The organism is Halochromatium sp. NSM3 (genome assembly GCF_059621085.1).
In genome coordinates this window covers 1-14,400 of sequence record NZ_JCAQIA010000021.1, presented here as the reverse complement: position 1 = coordinate 14,400, position 14,400 = coordinate 1, and the positions used below count along the sequence as shown (strand labels likewise).

The window sequence follows — 14,400 nt, the reverse complement described above, 5'->3', positions numbered from 1 at the left end:
GTTAGTGCTGCTCTTGCTTGACGATCTCCCACAGCCGATCCATCTCGGCGCGTTGGGAGCGCGCCGGCACCTGCCCGGCGGCGCGCAGGCAGACCTCAATGCGCTGGAAGCGGCGCTCGAAACGGTGATTGGCCGCGCGCAGTGCCTGCTCGGCATCGACCCCGAGATGTCGCGCCAGGTTGACGCAGGAGAACAGCAGATCGCCCAACTCGTGTACGCGCTCGGTGGGATCAGCATGCGCGGCGAAGGTCTCCTCGCACTCGCGCAGTTCTTCATGGATCTTCTCGACGGCATGGTTCAGGTCGTCGAGGTCGAAACCGACATTGGCGGCACGCTTCTGCAGCTTCTCGGCCCGCACCAACGCTGGCAAAGCCTCGGCGACGCCATCCAGCACGCTGATATGCGGGCGCTCATGCTTGGCCTCGCGCTCGTCGGCTTTCATGCGCTCCCAATTCGCGCGCACCTCGGCCTCGGACTCGACCCGCACATCGCCGAACACATGCGGATGGCGACGGATCATCTTGTCGCAGATCGCCTCGATCACGTCCTCGAAGCTGAAGGCATCCCGCTCCTCGGCCATGCGCGCGTAGATCGCGACCTGGAACAGCAGGTCGCCGAGTTCCTCGCGCAACTCGGGCATGTCGTCGTTCTCGATCGCCTCGGCGACCTCGTAGGCCTCCTCGAGAGTGAACGGCAGGATGCTGCGCATGGTCTGCTTCAGATCCCAGGGACAGCCTTGCTGTGGATCGCGCAGGCGCGCGACGATCCAGAGCAGCGCCTCGATGCGGCGCAGATCCTCTGGGGGCTGGTTGCTCGGCGAGTCAGTCATGGAACGCGGATGTCACTCAGCTGAACGGTGGCAAGATGAACGGCGGCAACGCATGAGGCGCCTCTTGATCATCCCAGGTCTTGATCATCTCAGGGACGCAAAAAGACCTGGAACAATCCCCCCAAGAGCACGGCCGCCAGGCCACCCCAAGTCCAGTAGCCGCGCGGGATACCGACCACTTCGCCGGGGTTGATCCGGCTCGGATCCTTAAGGATGGCCCATAGGTGGGGGCCGGCCAAGAACCAGGGGATGAAGCCAAAGAAGATCGGGACCGAGACCCAGAGTGGCACCGGCTGATTGATATACATCAGCACGAGCAACGCCGGCCAGATCACCAGATAGGCAGCACTCAGCTTGGCATCGAGCGGCTTCTCACGCGTGCGCAGGAAGGCGATCAACGCGCCCACTGCCCACAGCCCGGCGAGCGCGATCAAGACTAGGCGCATCTCTGTCAACCTCCCGCCAACATACGAGCCAGACGGCTCGCGTGTACCTTGAGACCCGCGCCTGCAAACGGCGCCCCGATGCTGGCGAAGGATACAGGATGCGGCCCCGCCCTGCCGCACGCGCGTGCCCGGTCGTGGATTCAGCATAGAAAGCGCGCAAGCACTTGACAGCATCTGCCCATCGGCCGATAATTACTTGCTCGACGCGCCAGTAGCTCAGCTGGATAGAGTACCTGGCTACGAACCAGGTGGTCGGAGGTTCGAATCCTTCCTGGCGCGCCAATAAAATCAGGCTCTTAGGAGCAAAATCAGAAGGGGCCGTTTGGCCCCTTTCTCGTTTTGCCCCTCCTTTTTGCCCCTCCACCGACACGGGTAACGCGGGGCAGATTCGGGCTACTCGCGCTCTCTCGTGTCTCGTACCGCAGTTCGGGCCGGCCCCTTGCCGATCCCGGCCTGTCTCACCACCTCCGCGGCGGCGCGGAGTCGGATTCCGGCATCGAACGGGAACCGCACCAGCCGGCGCAGCTCCGCTAGAGCCTCTTCGGCTAGCTCGTCCAGTGTTGCGGTCAGGGCTCCGCGCTGCTCGTCTACGATGGCTTGCCGGGCGGCTTGCCAGCCGGGCAGCTTGCGCCAGCGTGAAACGGTCTCGGGCCTAATGCTTAGCTCCTCGGCAATATCCACACCAGCCCAGCCGGCAGCGGCGAGCTCGGCTCCTCGGCGTTGTTGATCGGTCAGCCCGTCCTCGATCCGGACAGGCGCGGCGTTGCCGTCAGTCATTCGCAAGCATCCTCAAGCCTTACCCCCCCTAAAAGTTCAGTATCTAGCAAAAGAGCGCGGCCCGAAACACCCGCACGCATCAGCCCCTAGAAGGACCCAAGCGCAGCAGCCGGGCCAGGTTGCAGCCCTTCAGCTTGCGGCGGCGCAGCAGGGCGGCGCTCAGTACGTCCAGGGTCGGGCGGCGCTCGTGCAGCATGGCCAGCGTGGCGGCGATCAGCTCGGCCAGCAGCTCCTCGGGATCGCGGCCGATCTTGCCAGCCGCTCCGGCCGTGATCGCTCGCGCCAGTGCCACCTCATCTAGGCCAGCCCCCAAGGCCGGGCGCTGGCTCGTGGTCAGCTCGGCCAAGGGGCCGGCCAGAAGGATACGGGCCTCGGCCAGATCGGCGCGGGGGTCGGTGTCCGGGGTGACCTTAAATCCAAGGCCAGCCGCTCGGGTCCAGCCTAGCCAGTGCTCCCCATCGCGGTAGACCTCGACCGATCTTAGGCGGCGGCCCTCGGCCAGGTAGGCGCAGGCGTGGCCGGCCTCGTGGCGGGCGGCGTGCTCGCGGGTGCAGGTCAAGGCGGCGGGGCCTTGGGCGTGGATGGCCTGGCTCAGCAAATCGGCGGCGTCCCGGGTCAGGGCGTCCCGGGTGGCCTGGCTCATCTCGGCTCGGGTGATAGCATTCACTCGCAGTCCTCCGGTATCAATACGGCCGTTATTCGTTGTCAAGCCCGGCGGCTCAAGGCGCCATCATCGCCAGCGCCTATCGGGCATGAAATATGCGCGCTCTGCACATCAAAGGCTTAGTGTTTAACATGCAGAGACCATGCCCATAGACCGTGCCTATCGTCCGCCGTTGTCTCGGCCGAACGGCGCCCGTATTCACTCGCAGCCCTCCCGCACTAGGGCGCACCAGGCGGCCAAGCTCAGCACGGCGGCCCACTCCAGGCCAGGCCAGGGGCCAAGGCCGGGGCGCAGGTCAGACAGGCGCACAGCCACCAGCCAGGGGCCTCTATCCTCCCGGAAGGCCAAGGCGGGGCGCAGGGCGGCGCGCTCGGCCTGGCTTTCGGCTTGCGTCCACCATGGGCGCAGATCGGCGCGGGTGACCTTGCGGGCGCGCTTGACCTCGACAGCCCAGCCGGGCACTCCGTCCAGGTCGTGGCCCCCTCCCCGGGCTTGGGTCAGGTTGCGGGTCACGGTGCCCCCGAGCTCGTCCATCAGCAGGCGCGCCAGCTCCCGCTCTCCGGCGGCGCCCTTGGTTCTCCCGTTAATCATGCGGTGCCCTCCGGATCAGGCGGAACTGATCCGCGTCATCGAACAGGGGCCGGGGCTCGCGGGTGGTGGTGTCTTGTGGCCAGTCATCGGCCGTGCAGAACTGCGGGCAGCAGGCGCGGACGATGGCCAGGTGTCCGGTCGGGTGGCCACGGTGCAGGACCTCCACAATGTCCCCGGGTTGGAACGGGGCGGCCTCGGGGCTCAGTGCAGGCATGGGGCCTCCTCGATGATTCGGATCAGAGCGAAGGGGTCACGGTCGAAGGCGGCCCGGGGTATGGGCAGGACCGCGGCCACCCCGAGGGGTGAACGGTAGGCGAGCAGGACACAGGTCCGCGCCAGCTCGGCGGGAACGGCGCCCGTGGCCACGGCCTCGCGGGCCTGGCTTGGGTCCAGCGTGATCAGGGCGCGGGGCTCGGTCATGCCCTCGAACCATCGGCGGTAAAGCTCGGGCCAGGGGTCCGGGGTCGGTCCCCCGGCGGGGGGTGTGTCGCCACCCTGGCCGGGCTCCAGCTCCGGGCCGGTGGTGGGGGTGTGATTTTCTGGAATGGCCCCGAGGGGTACCGGCAAAACCGGCAGAAGGGGCCTTTTGCCGGTTTTGCTGGTAGGGCTCCCCTCCGTTTTCTCGTGGGCGGGGGCCTTTTGCCGGTTTTGCTGGTAGGTCTCCCCTCCGTTTTCGCTTGGGCGGTTGGGGCTTTTGCCGGTTTTGCCGGTAGGGTCCAGGGTCTCCGCACGGGTGCGGAGTCGGTCTAGGTAGCTCATGGGTTGGCCCCCTCGGCTTTGGGGTTGACGTGCCACACCACAGACGGGCGGCCACCCGTGGCCAGGGTCTCGGGGCGTAACCAGCCAAGCTCGGCCATGCTCTCCAGAACAGCCGGGGCGGTCAGGCTATCTAGCCCCCTCCAGCCTTTCTTAACCAGCTCCCGGGCGGTGAAGGATGCTCCCAGGTCCCCGGCCTTCAGGTGGCGGACCAGCTCGCGGGCGGCGCTTGTGTCGGTCCCCACGGCGGGGGCATACAGGCGGCGGGCGTGGCCTTCCAGGTACTCACACCAGGCGCAGGCGGCGAGCAAGGCCGGCTCTCCCACTGGCCCGGCTTCGTGGTCGCACAGGTGCAGCAGCAGGGCCAGGCTCGGGGTTAGGCTTCGGTACTTGCTCAGATGGGCCTCGAAGGCCGGGGCCTCCTCCCCGGATCGCAGGCGGCGCTCTAGCTCCCCGCGCCATTCCGTGAACAGCTCTTGGGCGGCCGGGTCGAAGCGTAGGAACGGCGGACCCTCCCCGTCCCGTTCGGCCCCCAGGGCCTCGGGGCTCAGGGCGTCCAGGCGCTCGAACACGGACCAGGCGCGCTCTCGGGCCTGGCTATCGGGCCAGCGGTCCACGTCCCGCCATTCGGCCCCGGTATCCGGCCAGACAAGTAACTGGAACCGTTGCAGCAGGCCATCATCGCCGCCACCCCCGGCCACGGCGGCGCGCAGATACTCCCCGAGGGGGCCGGGCTGAATCCCTCCCAGGATCGAGACACAGGCGGCCTCGATCTCGACGGTACCGCGGCCGATCCGGTCAAAGGTGAAGGCCCCGTTTCCATTCCAGGCTTCCAGGTAGAAGGCGCGGGCGGTCTCGTGGCCCTCGCGGTCTAGGCTTCGCAGGAGTCCGGTCAGCTCGTCCCGGTAGACCAAAACCCCGCGGGGGTTGTCGCGCAGCAGCTCCCCCAGCTTCTCGATGCTCGGGTCATTGGTCTTGTAGCGTATCCGCGGCGGCGGATCGTCCGGCCCGTCCAGGGCCTCCCGCGCCAGCTCTCCCGGATCGCGGCCTTGCTTGATGGCCTTGCGGATCGTCTCCTTGCCCACGGCCTTGCGTTGTTCGGCCACCATCACGGCGGCCTCGTGGGCGCGCAGGGCCTCCTCGTGCTCTAGCCTGGCTCGTTGCTCCAGGCGTTGCAGCGGGCGCAGGGGCTCGGTCAGGGCCGGGGTTTTCATCACACCAGGGCGGCCCACAGCCCCACCCCACAGGTTCGGGGTCACGGTCCAATCATCGCGGCGCTTGGGTCGGATGGTGATCTGGCGCCCGACCACAGCAGCCAAGGCCACCATGGCCCCCACGGCGGGAAAGTCGGGCGGGCATTGGATCCGCTCGGCCACGTCCAGCAGCCAGGGGCGGAAGGCAACCGGCAGCAGCTCGGGGGCGAACTCGGGTACGGCCGGCAGGCCCGGCAGGGGCTCGGGGTCGGGCCACTCGGCGCCCTCGATATATTCTGGAATGCCCCCCGGGGGTACCGGCAAAACCGGCAAAAGGGGGCTTTCGCCGGTTTTGCCGGTAGGTACCCCGGCCCTTTTCGCGTGGGCAATCCCTAAAACCTCGGCGGCGGCCTTCACGGCGGCGCGTTGGTCCCCGCCGTGATCCAGGAGGGTATAGACCTCGAAGGCGTCCAGGGCGTGGCCCGTCGCCAAGGGGTTCCCGCCGTGGTGGGAGTAGACACGGCCAGACTCGGGCAGGCGGACCACTCCCGGCAGGCGGCTCTCGGAACTCGGCGCCAGCCAGCGGCCCCGGCCCTTGGGGGTGTAGCCGTGGGCCTCTAGCATGGCGCCCGAGTCGTGGGCGGCATTGAACGCGGCGACCACGGACAGGCCCTCGGTACCGGCCCGGGCTCGCGGCTTGGGCTCCTCGGGCTTGGCCCATGGGCACAGGGCGACAAGGGCCGGCTTCCAGGCGTCCCAGCCGGTCCACAGCTCCACCAGCTCGGCAGGCAGTTCGGCCAGGGGTGCGGTCAGTTCCCAGGGCGGGCGGACCCACTCATAAGGGCGGCCGGTCTCCGGGTGCAGGGTGGGCGGTAGCACGTCTTGAACCGGCCCGGCGCGCAGCTCGAACACGGTTAGCGGCTTGCCCCCCGGCTCCCGAGGGGGCCAGGCGAGAACGTGCTTAGCCAGGTCCAGCCCGGGCGGGGCACGGTACAGGGCGCGCAGCCGGGCCGGGTTGCCCCGGATCAGACAGGCGCCAGCGGTCAGGGCGTCCAGGTCCAGCCCCAAGGCGTCCAGCAGGGCGCGGGCCTCGGGCAGGGCGTCCAGGTCCAGGGAGACACAGCGGGAGGCGCCTAGCACGGCCCCCAGGCCCTCCTCAGGATGCTTGGCCCAATAGGCCGGCTCCTCGTTGCGGGTGGGCCAGCCGGGCGCGCTTGGGCCTTTCTTCCCGGGCGGGATCGGGCACAGGGCCAGGCCAAGGCCCCGGTAGTAGCTGGCCCACTCGGCGCGGGGTGCCCCCTCCTCGGGGGGCGTGGTGCGGCGGGTCAGTCGGGCTTGCAGGTCGGACAGTTCCCCGGGCGTGGCGGCCGGGGGTGGCCCGATCCGGGCGGGCCAGGTTCTTGCGGCGGCGGTTGTGCTCATGGTTGTGCTCACCAGGGAATATCGTCATCGAAGTCCACCGGCGGCGCGGGTGGCGGGGGTGGTTGCGGCGTAGGCGCGGCAGGCGGCGGGGCCGGGTGTTGGGCCTGATAGCTGGCCTGTCGGGCGGCCTGGCTAGCTGGCGCTGGCGCTCGGTTCGGGTTTGGCGCAGGGGCAGCCCGGGCCGGGGCCTGGCTTGCATTGCCAGCGGTCTCGATCAGCTTGCGGAACCGGCTCGGCAGCATCTCGAACAGGCCGGGCGCGGGGGCCTCGATGTCGTAATAGATCGGCGTGATAGTCGGCTCGGGTGGGGTCATGCCACGGGGTAGCGGTCCCACTTGGGACACGTTGGCCCACGTCTTGCCGTCCCGGACCTCGTGCACGATGGTGACGATGGCCCCTCGGCCTAGCAGGCCCTCTAGGTCGAACCCGGGCGGCGGCTCGCGGCCTCCGCACAAGGCGAGCACACGGCCGAAAAACTTGGCCTTCTCGTGCAGGCTGGCGGTCAGGACCTCGGTCACTCCCAGGGCGCGACCATCCTCCTCGGCCCGTTCGGCCAGCTCCCAGCTCAGGCCCACCAGCTCCCGGGTGCGGGTCTGGCCTTGCCAGGTGCTCTCGTGCTTGCCGAGATAGGCCAGGCCAGTCAACACGGCGAAGCTCGAACCCTCGGGGGCCAGGATGAAATCCCCCTCGCCTTCACTCTTGCTAAATGCGCGTCCCATGGTTCAGCCCTCCTCGGGTGCGGTGTCGTAGAGCTCGGACATAGCCCAGCTCGGAACAGGTAGCTCGGTGATCTCGGCCGGATAGGCGGGCCAGGTGTCGCGCTCCAGGCACTCGGCATAGGCGCGGACGGCCTCGGCCCAGCGGCGGCGGCCTAGCTCCAGGGCGGCATCGGAGAGCCGATAGACGGCGCAGGCGAAGGGGGCGGCCTTCTCTACCACCACCAGCAGATAGTCCCGGACCTCGTAGCCCAGGGCGGCGGCGCCCGCGGTGTACGCGGCGGCTTGCGTCCCGTAGCCATAGGCCAGGGCCGAACGGGCGAAGGCGGACGGGCTCGCGTCCAGCGTGGTTTTCAGATCCAGGATGGCGCCATCCTCGAACCGGGCGAAGTCCGGCCGGCCCTTGCAGGGTGCCCCGGTCTCGGGATCGTCCCAGCGCAGGGACAGCTCGGCCTCGCCAGCTTGCAGCAGGGCCGGGATCAGCGGATGGGCGGCCAGGCTGGCGGCCATGGCCTCCACGGGGGCAGCTTCGGCGGCCGTGAGCACGGTTCGGCCCTCGGCCTCGGCTTGGAAGGCGGCGAAGGTTTCCTTTCCGGCCTTGGTGCGGCGGTCACACTCTGGCGCGACGGCGAAGCGTTCAGCGAAGGCGGGGCGGCCCTCCAGGGCCAAGGCGTGAACCGCGCTCCCGATCCGGAAGGCGGCGCTATCGCTCGGGGTGGTCAGGTACTCCCGATAATGGGCCGGGCTTCGCAGCAGCTTGGCGGCGCCCGATGGGCTCAGGGCCTCAACGGCGCGGTAGGTGGCAAAGTCTAGGTCGTGGTGTAGGCCGGGGGTCATGCTTCCCCCTCAAGGTCGGGCTTAATCTGATCGGCCAGTTTGCGGAGTTGTTGCTGTAGCAGTTTCTCCGCCAGCTCGCTCGGAGCCAGCCCGGCAGCCGCAGCCGCCCGCTTGAGGGCCGCGTTCTCGGCTTCATCCAGGAAAACCGAGAACCGGCGTGGGCCGGTTGCTTTGCGGTGGTTGGTTGCCAGTTCGAGCAGTTGGTTGTTTAGTAGCTCCGCGGTATGTGCCAGCCCAGCGCCCGGGCCGTCCACGTCCCCCAGCAGCTCAGCCAGCAGCTCGCCGTTGTGCCTGATGGCCAGGGCAAGGCTATACAGGTGATCCGCTTGCAGTTGGTTCATGCTGCCGACCTCCCGTCCGTGGTCGGGGTCCAGTCTCGCCCAGCGGCGCGGGCGTCCAGCCAGGCTTTCACCTCCTCGGCGCGCCAGCCCACGGCGCCCCCTTGGCCTTGACCTAGCTTCACTCGGCGCGGAAAGCGGCCCTCGGATTCGAGTCGGTAAAGGCTGGCGCGTTTGTAGCCGGTTGCGGCTTCGGTTTCCGGTACACGAAGTACACGGCGTTCTAGGTGGGTCATTGTCTTATCCCGTTGCATTGAACGAGATAAGACAGTGCAGGAGGGCGGGGAATAATGCGCGGGGCTATTGCGTGGTGCGGCCCCGAGTCAATAGTTCCGGAACTATTGCGCGTTCAATTCGGGGTGAATAGTTCCATTTTAGTCAGCACGGGCTAGCCCTTTCAGAAGAAGATCACAGAATCGGAATCAAGATCATCGGGTGCTCTTTTCCGTGCGACCTTGACGCTTTCCCGGGTTACGTCCAGCTTGAGCACGGCGGAGCCAATCCGGGCCAATTCGGTATCGGTGAACGTCCAGCCTTTGGGCTCAATCTGGCAGGCGTAATAGACTCGAAAGCGGGCGTCGATTGATCGGACCCATTCCGTGATCTGGCCACCCTTGCGGGTGGTGGCGTGGGCTTCGTGGGGCCAGTCGGGGGCGGCCTGGCAGGTTGCGGCGGTATCGGCCAGGATGCCCAGCAGATGGGGCAAAGGCACGGCGTCGATAGCCTTCTCAGCTTCAGATTGCAAGGGGCCTATCGGGCTCGGGGGGTCTCGATAGCCGGCCCCCTCCAGCAGGGCCAGGGTATAGCTCAGCTCTAGGGGTAACCTCAGCCCGTGCCGGTCTCGAAGCTCGATCAGCTCCTCCACCAGTTCGGCCAGCGCGGCGGCGTGCCCCGAGATCAGGCCAAGCAGGCCGGGCTTGCCTTGCGTCCCGTCCGGCTTCTCGGGCGTCCCGTTGACCTCAGCCAGGACGGCGCGCAGCTCGTGATCGAACCCGGCCCCAGGTGCTGAGGTTGTGAACAGGTCCAGGAGCAGGCGCCAGCTCGTGGGGTCGGTGATCCCGCGCTTGGCCAGGCTTTGCCAGGTGCGGGCCATGTCCGGACCGATCAGCCGGACCAGGGCGGCACGCTCGGGCGGGCTCTCGGTTGGCCTGTCTCGCAGCTCTTGGGCGAACTCCCACACGGCCGAGGGCAGATACTCGGGGCGGCGATCCGGCCAGCTTGGGGCGGCCATCAGGCGCGCTTGAGGGCCACCACCCGGGCGCCCTCCCCCGCGGCTAGCCTGTCCAGGTGGTCCCCCAGCCGGTTAAAGGCGTCCCGGCGCTCGGCGCGGTAGTCGTGACGTTGATAGACGGCCACCAGGCGGCGCGGCTCGGCGTGGTTTAGACACTTCTCGATCACGGGCGGGGCCACCCCGAGCGATTGCATCAGGGTTGCGGCCGTTCTTCTCAGGTCGTGCGGGGTCCAGGAGCCACCGGGCAGGACCAGGGCGCGCAGGGCCGTGGCCTTGCGGTTCTTCAGGGGCGCGTAGCCCTCGGGGCGTTGGCGGTCCTTCAGCAGCTTGGGCAGGACCTTGCTCCCGGTTGGCCTGGCTTCGGTGCCGTCCGTTGCTGGCGCCCGTCCAGCCACCAGCCAGGGCGAGCAGCGCAGGGCCTCCAGCTCGGCCAGCCGAGCCAGGGCGAACTCGGACAGGTCCACGGTATGCGGGCGGCCGTTCTTGGTGTCCGGGATATGCCACTCTCGGCGCTCTCGGTCGAAGTCGGACCAGCGGGCGGATAGCAGCTCCCCCACCCGGGCGGCCGTGGCGAGCAGCAACCAGACGGCCGGGGGTGCCCAGGGTGGTAGCTCGGCCAGGGGTAGCAGGCGGACCAGCTCCCGAATCTCGGCCTCGGAAAGGACGCGCTCCCGCGGGCCGTTCGTCTTGATGCTGGCCTTGCTCAGGACGGCGCTCGGGTCGGTGTCCAGGTAGCCCCGGGCCAGGCTCCAGCGGCAGAACTGGCGCAGGTAGCCGAGCAGCATTTGCGTGGATCGCGGCGCCCCGCGCTCCAGGGCTCCGTCCACCAGGGCGGCCACCCGGGCGCGGCTCAGCTCCTCGATGGGCAGGGCGCCTACGGCGGGCAATACGTCCTTGTCGAAGTAGCGGCGGACCTCCTCCCCGCCGTCCTTGAAGGCTCGGCGCAGGTGTAGCTTGTCCCACTTCTCGAACACGTCCCGCAGGGTCAAGCGGGCGGCGACCTTGGCCCGCTCGGCCTCCGCGGCGGCCTTCTCGGTGCGGGCGGCCTCCCGGGGGTCGGTGCCTTGCTTGACCAGGGCGCGGGCCTTGTCGCGCAGGGCGCGCAGCTCGGCCAGGCTCTTGTCGGGCCAGGTGCCCAGGCGCATCTCGGGGCGCTTGCCTTCGAAGCGATAGCGGTAGCTGGCGCGGGCGATCCGGCGGCCCCCGGCCTCGGTCACTTCCAGGAACAGGCCCCCGCCGTCTTGAGCGATGGCCTTGCGGGTCTCGGGCAGCTTGAGGCGCTTTAGGCCCGTGTCGGTAAGTCGGTTGTCCCCTCGGGTAAGATGGGCGGTAGCCATGGCCGAACCTCGTACTAGGTTGGGTTGTGGTCAGGGCCTCGGGGCGGGTGCCAGCCGCTCCGGGGCCTGTCTTTTTGTGCCGTTGCGCTCCCGTGTTACTCGCGGCGCTTCCAGGCGTGCAGGTCGATCAGTTGCAGGGCTTCAGCGAACACGGAAACCGTGTCAGCCGAGCCAGTTGGGTGAAGGGCTCGCAGCTCGCGGGAAACCGGGCGCCCCCGCAGCTCCTCGATGTCTTGCTGGTTTCGCAGCCGCATGATCTCGCCATAGGACGCAAGCCCGATCAGTAGGGCCTCGCGGATGGTCTGCGAATCGTCCAGGTCCAGTGTGTAAGCAGTGTCTCGATCAGTCATAGCCGAACCTCGTACTCGGTTGGATTGTGGTCAGGGCCTCGGGGGGTGCCAGCCGCTCCGGGCCTGTCGTTCAGGGGTGGTCAGGTACTCGCGGCACCCGTCCATTTTGCCCCTCCTTTTGCCCCTCCACCCGCAGCGATAACGGGCGATACAGGACAGGACAGGGCAAGACAGATACTAAACCTAATACGCTGATTCTGCTAGTGATAAATCGTCAAAGGTGGGACGAGACGGGACGGGGCGAAACAGCGAAAAAACTAACTACGAACCAGGTGGTCGGAGGTTCGAATCCTTCCTGGCGCGCCATACAGAACAAAGGCTTAGCATCATCTAGATGCTAAGCCTTTTTCATTTTCCACTGTAGAGCCAAATTTACCCCCCACTTTTACCCCCACTCCCAGAACTCATTGATCGCGGCCTCCGGGATCCACTTCTCGTTTCGCAGAATCAGATCCTTTTATGTGTAACTTGTTGTAAGTAGGTAGAGGATGCCGGGCTTGCACTAAAGGAAACGATGATCTATTTGCCGAATCAGCGCCAGGCTGGCTAGCGAAGCCGATGTTTCGCACGCATGCGAGTTATTCTCGATAAAAGTGACTGGTTTGAGTCAGTTTCACCTCATTGTTGCCCTGCGCCGAACGGGTGGGCGCACCTCACCTGCGATCAGGCCAGCAACGGTCTGCGCAGCAGGTAGAGATTGGCCAGTGCAAACAGCACTTGCCAGTGCACGCTGTTCTTCTTCAGCCCCTTGTAGCGGACCTTCTTGTGGCCGAAGAGGTTCTTGACCACGTGGAAGGGATGTTCCACGCGCGAGCGAATCTGGGCCTTGCGCCGCTCGAAGGCGCGCGTGAGGTCCTTCAACTCCCCCTCCGGCAGCGCCTTGACCTGGCTGCGCTTGGCGGCGATGAACCCGTCGATCTCGCGCGCGTTGAGGGCTTCGCGCTTCTCCGCGCCAAGGTAGCCGGCATCGGCAAAGACCCTGCGTCTCTTCACCATGCAACAGGTGCTCGGTGGCATTGATATCGGCCACGTTGGCCGCCGTGCAGTGCACGCTGTGCACGGCGCCGCTGTCCCGGTCGGCCCCGATAGGCGCCTTCATGCCGAAGGACCATTGGTTGCCCTTGCGGGTCTGATGCATCTCGGGGTCGCGCTGTTTTTTGGCGTTCTTGCTCGAGGGCGGGGCGGCGACGAGGGTGGCATCGACCAGGGTGCCTCGGTTGAGCAACAGTCCGCGCGCTTTGAGCCCGGCGTTGACCCGCTCAAGCAGCCGTTGCCCGAGATCGTTGGCCTCAAGCAGGCGGCGGAACTTGGGCAGGGTGGTCGCATCGGGGACCGAGACCTGCAGCAGGTCGATGCCGAGAAAGCCACGACAGGCCTGGCTGTCGTAGACGGCATCCTCGAGCGCTTCGTCGGCCAGCGCGAACCATTGCTGCAGGAAGTACAGCCGCAGCATGCGCTCGAGCGGCACCGGCGGACGGCCTCGCCCGCGCCCCTGTTCTTGGTCATAGTGCGGGCGGACCACGTCCAGCAGGTCCTCCCAGGGCACCGCCTGCTCCATCTCGGCGAGGAAACGATCCCGCCGCGTGAGCTTGCGCTTGTTGGCATACTCAACCTGGGAGAAGATCAGCTGTTGGTGCATCGCGGGGCCTCCAAAGCAGGTGGACTGGGCTATGCGTAGACTATCACTCTGGCCCTATCGGTTGCTGGAATAAATCAGCGTTTCCTAAAGGGCTTCTAACGAGATGCCCAGCCTTAGAAAAAACTATAGAAGCAAAATGGCACTTGAGCGCTGTCTAACCCAGTAGGAAAGCGGATCCTGGCGACCCAGGAGGAGGACAGCCGATGAGCGGCAAGACACGTCGAGCGGAGGCGACAGAGGAACAGCGACTGCGCCCCGAAGAGCGGCACTGTGCAGAGTGCGGTCAACATCTGCGCCTGCAGTACACGACCTGGCGCAAGGTCGCCACACTCGAGGGGATGCTGCGTCTCAAAGTCTCGATCGGGCGCTGCGAGAGTCGGGCCTGCGCGCGCTATCACCGATCGACACACCCCTTGGAAGAAGGCCATCTTGTACTGCCCCACTATGAATATGGGCTGGATGTGCTGGCCTTCATTGGTCAGCGGCGCTATCGCGAACAAGCGACGGCGAAGCAGATCCATGCGGCGCTTGAGCAGCGCGCGGTGCGCATCAGTCAGCGCAACGTGCAGTATCTGCTGGAGCGCTATGACGAGTTGGTGGCGCTGTCAGTGTGCGGGTGAAGGCGCGCTATGCGTGCTGGGTGCATGAGTTTGCCAAGCGGCTCAAGACGCCGGTCGGAGAAACGATCCGCCACTGGGGCGAACATTTCGTCAAGATCACCTGCAGTGATTGGCCGGGGCTTTTCCATACTGATGACGTCGATGGGCTGCCACGCACTAATAACGACCTGGAGCATTTGTTCGGCTCTCTGCGGCACCAAGAGCGGCGCATCACGGGGCACAAGGCCGCCAGTCCCAGCTTGGTCGTGCGCGGCGCCGTGCGTGTCCTCGCTGCCGTGATGACCTGGGCGAACCTGCTCACACCGCAACAACTCAGCGAGGTCGATCTGGTGGCCTGGCACGAAGAGCGGCGCCAACTTGGCAAGCTACGCGATGCACGCCTGCTGCAGCGGCACTTCCGCCAGCATCCCGAGACCTACCTGGCTGCGCTTGAGGAGCGCCTGCTCAAGCTCGATTTGCCGCCATAGAAAAAACCCCCGATCGTCGCCGTCGGCAAGCGAGGCAGCTATCTTTGCTATACAGTCGTACGCCATCCCCCTAGACTTGCAAGGGGCAGCGGACGCAAATTTCTGAAGTGGGGATAAAGCACCTGCGGATTGTTATAGTCATCCGCAAAATTCCTTATAGTCTAAGACATGCGGCACGAATCGCTCG

17 protein-coding genes, 1 tRNA gene and 1 pseudogene are annotated in these 14,400 nt (G+C 66.7%); 3 read left to right on the top strand and 16 right to left on the bottom strand.

Annotation, left to right across the window (positions count from 1 at the left end):
- Position 1: 1 nt before the first annotated feature.
- Together mazG and AC54T3_RS10390 are read right to left on the bottom strand one after the other, a co-directional pair.
- A complete protein-coding gene (mazG, locus tag AC54T3_RS10395; protein WP_496624490.1) occupies positions 2-829 on the bottom strand; it encodes a nucleoside triphosphate pyrophosphohydrolase in 828 nt (275 codons plus the stop codon).
- An 89-nt stretch (positions 830-918) separates the two neighbouring features.
- Complete coding sequence (locus tag AC54T3_RS10390; protein ID WP_496624488.1) at positions 919-1,275, bottom strand: hypothetical protein; 357 nt, start codon at positions 1,273-1,275, stop codon at positions 919-921.
- A 205-nt stretch (positions 1,276-1,480) separates the two neighbouring features.
- Between AC54T3_RS10390 and AC54T3_RS10385 the strand changes: the two genes are divergently transcribed.
- Positions 1,481-1,557, top strand: a tRNA-Arg gene (locus AC54T3_RS10385).
- Between the two features lie 111 nt (positions 1,558-1,668).
- On the opposite strand, the gene AC54T3_RS10380 is transcribed toward AC54T3_RS10385, so the two are convergent.
- From AC54T3_RS10380 to AC54T3_RS10315, 14 genes and pseudogenes are all read right to left on the bottom strand, one after another.
- The gene (locus AC54T3_RS10380) at positions 1,669-2,052 is read right to left on the bottom strand and encodes a hypothetical protein (RefSeq protein ID WP_496624486.1); all 384 of its coding nucleotides are present in this window, start codon (positions 2,050-2,052) and stop codon (positions 1,669-1,671) included.
- Positions 2,053-2,131: 79 nt separating this feature from the next.
- Positions 2,132-2,719, bottom strand: a complete 588-nt coding sequence (locus AC54T3_RS10375; protein WP_496624485.1) for a hypothetical protein — start codon at positions 2,717-2,719, stop codon at positions 2,132-2,134.
- Between the two features lie 195 nt (positions 2,720-2,914).
- Entirely contained in the window at positions 2,915-3,307 is a 393-nt protein-coding gene (locus AC54T3_RS10370) for a putative PDDEXK endonuclease (RefSeq protein WP_496624483.1), read from the bottom strand.
- Positions 3,300-3,521 carry a hypothetical protein gene (locus AC54T3_RS10365; RefSeq protein ID WP_496624481.1) on the bottom strand — a complete coding sequence of 74 codons (222 nt, stop codon included), beginning with the start codon at positions 3,519-3,521 and terminating at the stop codon, positions 3,300-3,302. The genes AC54T3_RS10370 and AC54T3_RS10365 overlap by 8 nt, the downstream gene beginning before the upstream one ends.
- On the bottom strand, positions 3,509-4,066 hold the full coding sequence (locus AC54T3_RS10360; protein WP_496624479.1) for a hypothetical protein: 558 nt from the start codon (positions 4,064-4,066) through the stop codon (positions 3,509-3,511). Before AC54T3_RS10360 ends, AC54T3_RS10365 begins: the two co-directional genes overlap by 13 nt.
- On the bottom strand, positions 4,063-6,678 hold the full coding sequence (locus tag AC54T3_RS10355) for a DUF3987 domain-containing protein (RefSeq protein ID WP_496624477.1): 2,616 nt from the start codon (positions 6,676-6,678) through the stop codon (positions 4,063-4,065). The genes AC54T3_RS10360 and AC54T3_RS10355 overlap by 4 nt, the downstream gene beginning before the upstream one ends.
- A gap of 8 nt (positions 6,679-6,686) precedes the next feature.
- The gene (locus tag AC54T3_RS10350; protein ID WP_496624475.1) at positions 6,687-7,397 is read right to left on the bottom strand and encodes a phage replication initiation protein, NGO0469 family; all 711 of its coding nucleotides are present in this window, start codon (positions 7,395-7,397) and stop codon (positions 6,687-6,689) included.
- Between the two features lie 3 nt (positions 7,398-7,400).
- A complete protein-coding gene (locus tag AC54T3_RS10345; RefSeq protein ID WP_496624474.1) occupies positions 7,401-8,231 on the bottom strand; it encodes a PD-(D/E)XK nuclease-like domain-containing protein in 831 nt (276 codons plus the stop codon).
- Positions 8,228-8,572 carry a hypothetical protein gene (locus tag AC54T3_RS10340; protein WP_496624472.1) on the bottom strand — a complete coding sequence of 115 codons (345 nt, stop codon included), beginning with the start codon at positions 8,570-8,572 and terminating at the stop codon, positions 8,228-8,230. Before AC54T3_RS10340 ends, AC54T3_RS10345 begins: the two co-directional genes overlap by 4 nt.
- Positions 8,569-8,805: a helix-turn-helix transcriptional regulator gene (locus AC54T3_RS10335; RefSeq protein WP_496624470.1), complete on the bottom strand. Its 237-nt coding sequence runs from the start codon at positions 8,803-8,805 to the stop codon at positions 8,569-8,571. The genes AC54T3_RS10340 and AC54T3_RS10335 overlap by 4 nt, the downstream gene beginning before the upstream one ends.
- A 161-nt stretch (positions 8,806-8,966) precedes the next feature.
- A complete protein-coding gene (locus AC54T3_RS10330; protein ID WP_496624468.1) occupies positions 8,967-9,800 on the bottom strand; it encodes a hypothetical protein in 834 nt (277 codons plus the stop codon).
- The gene (locus AC54T3_RS10325; protein ID WP_496624466.1) at positions 9,800-11,137 is read right to left on the bottom strand and encodes a tyrosine-type recombinase/integrase; all 1,338 of its coding nucleotides are present in this window, start codon (positions 11,135-11,137) and stop codon (positions 9,800-9,802) included. Before AC54T3_RS10325 ends, AC54T3_RS10330 begins: the two co-directional genes overlap by 1 nt.
- Positions 11,138-11,232: 95 nt before the next feature.
- The gene (locus AC54T3_RS10320; RefSeq protein ID WP_496624465.1) at positions 11,233-11,487 is read right to left on the bottom strand and encodes a hypothetical protein; all 255 of its coding nucleotides are present in this window, start codon (positions 11,485-11,487) and stop codon (positions 11,233-11,235) included.
- 613 nt (positions 11,488-12,100) lie between these two features.
- A pseudogene (locus AC54T3_RS10315) lies at positions 12,101-13,126 on the bottom strand (IS5 family transposase).
- 203 nt (positions 13,127-13,329) lie between these two features.
- Between AC54T3_RS10315 and AC54T3_RS10310 the strand changes: the two are divergent.
- Together AC54T3_RS10310 and AC54T3_RS10305 are read left to right on the top strand one after the other, a co-directional pair.
- Entirely contained in the window at positions 13,330-13,746 is a 417-nt protein-coding gene (locus AC54T3_RS10310; RefSeq protein WP_496624463.1) for a hypothetical protein, read from the top strand.
- Positions 13,747-13,766: 20 nt separating this feature from the next.
- A complete protein-coding gene (locus tag AC54T3_RS10305) occupies positions 13,767-14,213 on the top strand; it encodes a hypothetical protein (RefSeq protein WP_496624461.1) in 447 nt (148 codons plus the stop codon).
- Positions 14,214-14,400: the final 187 nt, after the last annotated feature.